5 protein-coding genes are annotated in these 6,972 nt (G+C 66.9%); 4 read left to right on the forward strand and 1 reads right to left on the reverse strand.

Features of this window, described 5'->3' with window-relative positions; translation table 11 throughout:
* The first annotated feature begins 178 nt into the window (after window positions 1-178).
* The 4 genes from istA to ACNJ7K_RS15930 all read left to right on the forward strand — a co-directional run bounded on the left by istA (window position 179) and on the right by ACNJ7K_RS15930 (window position 4,635).
* The gene (istA, locus tag ACNJ7K_RS15915; RefSeq protein ID WP_268655857.1) at window positions 179-1,753 is read left to right on the forward strand and encodes an IS21 family transposase; all 1,575 of its coding nucleotides are present in this window, start codon (window positions 179-181) and stop codon (window positions 1,751-1,753) included.
* A complete protein-coding gene (gene istB, locus ACNJ7K_RS15920; RefSeq protein ID WP_487041594.1) occupies window positions 1,750-2,520 on the forward strand; it encodes an IS21-like element helper ATPase IstB in 771 nt (256 codons plus the stop codon). The genes istA and istB overlap by 4 nt, the downstream gene beginning before the upstream one ends.
* A gap of 180 nt (window positions 2,521-2,700) precedes the next feature.
* On the forward strand, window positions 2,701-3,360 hold the full coding sequence (locus ACNJ7K_RS15925) for a hypothetical protein (RefSeq protein ID WP_120284292.1): 660 nt from the start codon (window positions 2,701-2,703) through the stop codon (window positions 3,358-3,360).
* A 180-nt stretch (window positions 3,361-3,540) separates the two neighbouring features.
* Window positions 3,541-4,635 carry a TerC family protein gene (locus ACNJ7K_RS15930; RefSeq protein WP_120282711.1) on the forward strand — a complete coding sequence of 365 codons (1,095 nt, stop codon included), beginning with the start codon at window positions 3,541-3,543 and terminating at the stop codon, window positions 4,633-4,635.
* Window positions 4,636-4,923: 288 nt separating this feature from the next.
* Here the strand turns inward: ACNJ7K_RS15930 and ppsA are convergent.
* Window positions 4,924-6,972, reverse strand: a 2,049-nt coding sequence (gene ppsA / locus ACNJ7K_RS15935) for a phosphoenolpyruvate synthase (RefSeq protein WP_487041910.1), incomplete at its 5' end; no start/stop codon positions are given.

A 6,972-nucleotide genomic window follows, 5' to 3' on the forward strand; every position in this document is an offset into this window, starting at 1 on the left:
TGCAAGCGGACATGCCAATCTCCCTATAGGCGGACAGGTTCGTCCCTGCTGACGGACAGCTGATCTCCCTTCCGATGGACACGGGGGCCGGCGGTGTGTCGGTCCTGACACAGACGCCCCTCCGGGGTTTTGCTCGAGGTCTTCGACCACCTACGAGCAACTCCCACCGGAGGGACGCATGAAGAAGTCTGACAGGGACATCATGGAAATTCTCGAGGCCTACGACACCACCGGCAACGCGCACTCCGCAGCGCAGCTGGCCGGGGTCGATCCGAAAACCGTCCGACGCTACGTCGCCGCCCGAGACGCCGGTATGCCGCTGACCGGCCCGTCGCGACGGCCACGCATCATCGACGACTACATGCCCAAGATCGAAGAATGGGTCGAGCGCAGTAAAGGCAAGGTCCGCGCCGACATCGTCCACGAACGCCTCGTCGATCTCGGTTTCGACGGCACCGAACGCACCACCCGACGCGCCGTCGCAGATGTGAAAGCAGCATGGCAGGCCGGCCATCGCCGCACCTATCGACCGTGGATCACCGAGCCCGGGTTGTGGATGCAGTTCGACTGGGGCGACGGCCCGAAAGTTCCTGGCCCGGGCGGGGTTCTACGCTCGACCTTGTTGTTCTGCGCCTGGTTGGCATGGTCCCGCTACCGGGTGGTGATCCCGGTCTGGGATCAGACGTTGCCGACGTTGATCGCGTGTCTCGACGCCACGGTGCGTCGCTTCGGCGGAGTCCCGACCTACGCGTTGACCGACAATCCGCGCACCGTGAGCATCGATCACATCGCCGGAATCCCGGTGCGGCATCCGCAGATCGTCGAGACCGCCCGCCACTACGGCATGACCGTGCACACCTGCATCCCTTACGATCCGGAATCGAAGGGCGGCAGCGAAGCAACCGTCAAGATCGCCAAGGCCGATCTGGTGCCCACTGACGCGAATCTGCTGCCGGACTATGTGTCGTTCGTCGAACTCGAGGCGGCCTGCGAGCGGTTCTGCGCCACCGTCAACGGCCGTCGGCACCGCGAAAGCGCCCGCATCCCCACCGAGGCGGTGGCCGAGGAACGCGCCCGCCTGCACACCCTGCCGGCCAGCCCGCACACCCTGGCACTGGGCACCACCCGCAGTGTCGGCACCGACCAGACGATCCGCTTCGGGTCAGTGCGGTATTCGACCCCGCCCGGGTTGGTCGGCTCCGAAGTGTGGGTGCGCGTTGCCGGCACCGAACTGGTCGTCGTGGCCGATCTCGATGCCCTGCCCCGGGTTCCGGACTGGGCTGAGAACAGACGGGGTTTGAGTGAGGTTGCCCGGCATCTGCTTTCGACACCGGGCAACCCGCAGATCGACCCGGCGCATTATCCCGATCATCCGCAGGATCCGGACGGGTCACCGAAGCCGCCGGTCCCGAAGGCTCGCTCCGCGGCCGAGGCCCGGTTCCTCGACCTCGGCCCCGGTGCGCACACCTGGTTGATCGCCGCGTCGGCGGCCGGGACGGTCCGGATCCGGGCGAAGATGACCGGCGCGGTCGAGTTGGCCGCATTTGTCGGCGCCGCCGCCGTCGATGCCGCGTTGGCGGTCGCGGCCGAGGCCGGCCGCTTCGCCGACGGTGATCTGCCGGCGATCGTCGCGCATCACACCGCCACCGCAGCCGAGACCGGGCTCGTCGTCGCCGACGAGGCTCATTCGGTCCAACCCGGCACCGCGGCCTGGGCGGGATTCGGTGCCGCCGGAACCGGAGTCGGGTCATGAACGCCTCTGCACCACCACTACCCGACGATCTCATCGCCGTCCTCAAACGGATGCGGCTACCGTATCTCCGCGCCGCCGCACCGGAGGTGCTGGCCACCGCCAAAGCGCAGCGATGGGATCCCACCGAGGTCCTCAAGGTTCTTCTCGACGAGGAGGTCCGCGGTCGGGATGAGGCGACGAAGGCGATGCGCCGAAAAACTGCAGGGCTTCCCGCGGGCAAGACGTTTTCCTCCTGGCGCGAGACGGATTCGTCGATCCCGCTACCCACCCAGCACGCTCTGGCCACGTTGGAGTGGGTGGGGCGTGCCGAGAATCTTGCGGTCAGCGGGCCGTCGGGAACCGGCAAGACCCACTTCGTCGAGGCACTCGCGCATGCGGTCATCGACGCGGGGATGCGGGTGTCCTGGTTCAGTCTCGAATCGTTGACCGCCGCGATCGGGCGGGCTGCGGTGGACGGATCGATCACCAAGACCATCACCCGCATCACTCGCGCCGAGATGATCGTCGTCGACGATATCGGCATGCTGCCGTCGGGGCAGGCTGCTGCCGAGGCGTTCTACCGTCTCGTCGACGCTGCCTATGAGCGGCGCAGCGTGGTGGTGACCAGCAACCTCCACCCGTCCGGCTTCGACACGATCATGCCGGAGACCCTAGCCACCGCCGCCGTCGACCGATTGCTGCACCATGCGCATGTCGTGATCACCGAGGGCACCTCACTGCGGCTGCAGGACGCCACCGCCGGACGCGGGGTGATGCCGTTGACCTGACCTGGTGCGGGAGATCGGCTGACCGCCGACAGGGAGATCAGCTGTCCGCGCGCAGGGACATGACCTGTCCGCCTACAGGGACGCTCTCATGTCCCTTGACACCCGCTGGCGGTGATCGTGTGGGGATGCGACGAGCTGCCCCAAATGGGGGCGTCGGACTCGAAACGGAGCGCAACGCCGATGAAGCACCAACCGATGAAACGCTGGCTGGCGAGGTGGATCGCGGTGGTGACGGCAGGAGAAGCGGTGGGTTTCGCTGTGCCTGCCGCCATCGGTGTCCTCACGCGGGATTCCGCGTCGGCATTTCCCTTGCTCCTGGTCGCCGGTGCCGTGGAAGAAGCGATCCTGGGACTCTCGCAGGCGACGGTACTGCACGGGCAATTGCCATATTTGTCGAAACGGAGATGGGTGGTGCTCACAGCTGCAGCGGCGATGTCGGCGTACGCGATCGGGCTGTTGCCCTCCACCCTCGCGGCGTGGTGGACGAGTTGGCCGCTGATCGTGCAGGTGCTCTTCTTCGGAGCGGGTGCTGTCGTCCTGCTGATATCGATCGGCCTCGCTCAATGGCTCGAACTGCGCCATCATCTTTCCGGCGCGACATGGTGGATACCCGCCACCGCTCTCAGCTGGCTTGTCGGTCTCGCTGTCTTCTTTGCGGTGGCCCCACCACTCTGGCATCCCGACCAATCCCCTGCTCTCGCAGTGACGATCGGACTCGTCGCCGGCGTCGGCATGGCATTTGCCATGGCGGCGGTGACGGGCTGGGCCATGACGGTCCTGCTCAGGCGGCAGACCTCCTCCGTCTCCCGAGCTGCGGAGTCTCGACAGGGGCGACCGTGAACGCAGTCGACGAGATTCCTTGCAGAACTCCGCCGGATCGGCTTCACTGGTCTCCAATGGAGGGGAGTATCCCCCAACTGTCTCGTCGTCACGACGGCCCGGTGATCCGGTCCCGGCGAACGGGCCCGCCTCGGGCGGGCGGGAAAGACCTCCGGTTGATCATGAACCGGAGGTGTGTCGATGACTGTTCCGTTCTGGGCGTGGGCCGCGGTGCTCGGCTTCATCGTGGCCATGCTTGCGATCGACCTGTTCGCCCACCGCCGCGCCCATGTGATCGGGGTACGCGAGGCGGCGGTCTGGTCGGCCGTCTGGGTCGGCTTCGGGATCGGGTTCGGTGTTCTGATCTGGCTCAACGCCGGCGCGGAGTTCGGCCGGCAGTACTTCGCGGGGTACCTGATCGAGAAGTCCCTTGCGGTGGACAACGTTTTCGTGTGGGCGATCATCTTCACGTACTTCGCGGTTCCTCGCCGGTTGCAGCACCGGGTGCTTTTCCTCGGGGTACTGGGAGCGTTGGTCTTCCGTGGTCTGTTCATCGCTGCCGGGTCGGTGCTGATCGCCAGTTTCGGGGCCATCCTGTATCTGTTCGCAGCATTCCTGATCGTCACCGGCTGTCGGATGCTGCGCCGCCGCGACGAGCACCTCGATCCGGAACGCTCGCGCACGTTACGCCTGTTCCGCCGCTACGTACCGATGACCGACGCCTTCTACGAGCAGAAGTTCTTCGTTCGGATCGGTGGCACACTGCTGGCCACTCCCCTGCTGGCGGTGCTGGTACTGGTAGAGGTCACCGATATCGTCTTCGCCGTCGACTCCATTCCGGCGATCTTCGCGGTCACCGACATTCCGTTCCTGGTGTTCACGGCCAACGCGTTCGCCATCCTGGGCCTGCGAGCGATGTACTTCCTTCTCGCCGATCTGATCCACCGCTTCATCTACCTGAAGGTCGGCCTGGCGCTGGTGCTCGTCTGGGTAGGAATCAAGATGGCGCTGAAGATCGACGTGTTCTACATCCCCACCACGATCTCGTTGGCCGTGGTGACCACGATCATCGGCGTCTCCGTTGCTGCGAGTCTGTACGTCACCCGCGGCCGGGGACGTCAGGCCCCTCCGGTCACTGAGACTCCGTTCCGCAGCGCCACTGCGGCGGAACTCGCTGCCGCAGCACCCCTATGGACGCGGACACGCACACGTTTCCCGGCTCGACCGGACGACACCGACACCGACACCGACACCGACACCGAGTCTCGGACTTCGGCGACCCGCTCCGACAACTGACCGGAACAAGGATTCATTCGCGTGCCACCCTGTCAGCGAGGCACGGGGAGGACATTCACATGCTCGACGACATCGAGACCCTACTGGTGAAGCGGAAAGAGGTCGGAACTCGCATTGGTGGGGTGTGCTTGTGGGAGAAGTGGGCTCCGGGACTGAGCGCGAGTCTCGCCGACCCGCAGCGGCAGATCGAAAACGACGGTTGGAAACAGGTCGCTCTCGGATCCGAGGCATGGGATCTGACGTATCGACGCTCTGTCGAAGTGCCCACCGGGTAGAGGGCGCCGATCTTCACGCCTGCGCGCGGCGGGCGCGGTCGAGCAGGATGCGTTGCTCCGCTCGCGCCACCGTCCGCCTCGTCTGCGCCGCGGCGTCGGGCGTAACCGACACGGAGGTGATACCGCGCCGGACGAGATGTTCCGCCAGGTCGGTGCTCGTCGACACGGCCTGACCGCACAGCGACGTCGTCAGTCCCGCGGCCGACGCGCGCTCGATGATGTGATCGATCGCGTCGAGCACCGCCGGGTCGAGGGTGTCGAACAGGTCCTTGCACACCTCCGAGTCCCGATCGACCCCGAGCATCAACTGCGTGAGGTCGTTGGTTCCGATGGACACGCCATGGATCCCGAGCTTCGCGTACTCCGGCAACCAGTAGACGACCGACGGGACCTCGGCCATGATCCAGCGCAGCATACGCTGGTCGGAGCCGAGCGGATGCCGGTCGAGTTGGGCGAGGCAGTCCCGCAGTTCCCAGCGGGTGCGCACGAACGGAATCATCAGGTGCACGTTCCGGTGCGTGCTCCGAACCCGGTGCAGCACATCGAGATCCAGGGAGAACAGTTCCGGATCCCGCACGTACCGGAAACACCCGCGGTAGCCGATCATCGGGTTCTCTTCGTGGGGCTCGACCTCACCACCCTCGAGATCGGCGAACTCGTTGCTGCGCAGATCGATCGCGCGATACACGACCGGACGCGGCGCGAACGCCGCCGCGATCCGCGCGACGCCTCCGGCCATCTTCTCCACGTACTCGTCGCGACGACCCTGCGCGATCATGTGCGAGGGGTGCTCCCCCGCGAGCGCTTCGGTGATCATGAACTCGGCGCGCAGCAGACCGACGCCGTCGACATCGGTCGCGGCGACCGCCTCCGCGGCGTCGGGGGTGGCGAGATTGACGTAGACCGCTGTGGCCGTCACAGTCTCGGCGGAGAGAGTCGATGTCGCCGGCGCGGAGGTCGTCGCCGCGGGCCGCTCGGCGGTGTGGACCGCCCCGTCGAACACCACACCGACGTTGCCGTCCACGGTGATCAGCTGCCCGTCGTGCAGATCGGTGGTGGCGGTACGTGCACCGACCACGACGGGCTTGCCGAGTTCCCGTCCGACGATGGCCGCGTGGCAGGTGATGCCGCCGCCGTCGGTGACGATGCCGCCGGCGCGTCGCAGGATCGGCAGCCAGTCCGGCCGGGTCATCGGTGCCACGATGATCTCGCCGTCGCTTAAGCGCTTCCCGTCGACGAGTTCGTGCAGCACCCGCACGCGGCCGGTCGCCGTCCCGGGGCCCGCGCCGAGACCGGTCAGCAACGGTCGTGCCTCGCCGTTGCCGGACGGGGCGGGAGCCGCCGGTTGGTCGAGTGTGGTGATGGGGCGGGTCTGCACGATCCACAACTCGTCGTCGGCGAACGCGAACTCGAGGTCCTGGGGATGCCCGTAGTGTTCTTCGACTCCGGCGGCCAGCCGTGCGACGCGCAGGAGTTGCTCGTCGTCGAGGACCCGGGTGCGGCGCTCGGGGTCGAGTGCGACGCGGCTGTCCCCGCTGTCGGTGGAGGTGATGCGGAATTCCTGATGACCGAGGTGCACGTCGAGCACCTCGAAGCCGTCCTTCGCCACGACGTACGTGTCGGGTTCGACCTGCCCGCCGACGACGACCTCACCGAGACCGAGCGCTGCTTCGACGACGATCCGATCGAGTTCGCCCGTGCGCGGGTCGGCCGTGAACGCCACGCCCGACGACTCGGACTTCACCATCACCTGGACCACCACGGCGATGGACGGTTCGTCGGTCACCCCGCGCAGCCCTCGGTAGGTGCGGGCGCGTTCGGACCACAACGAGGCCCAGCACGCCTGCACCGCGCGGATCACCGCGTCGGCGCCGATGATGTTCGTGTACGACTCGTGGATACCGGCGAACGAGGTATCCGCGGCGTCCTCCGCGGGAGCGGACGACCGCACCGCGACCGGCACATCGGGACCGAGGCTCTCGTAGGCGGAGACGATCGCCGCGCGCATCCCGGCCGGCACGGTCGAATCCGTCACCAGGGCGGCGAGCTCGGCGGAGGTGCG

This window comes from Rhodococcus shunpengi (assembly GCF_048381395.1).
Lineage (GTDB): Bacteria > Actinomycetota > Actinomycetes > Mycobacteriales > Mycobacteriaceae > Rhodococcus.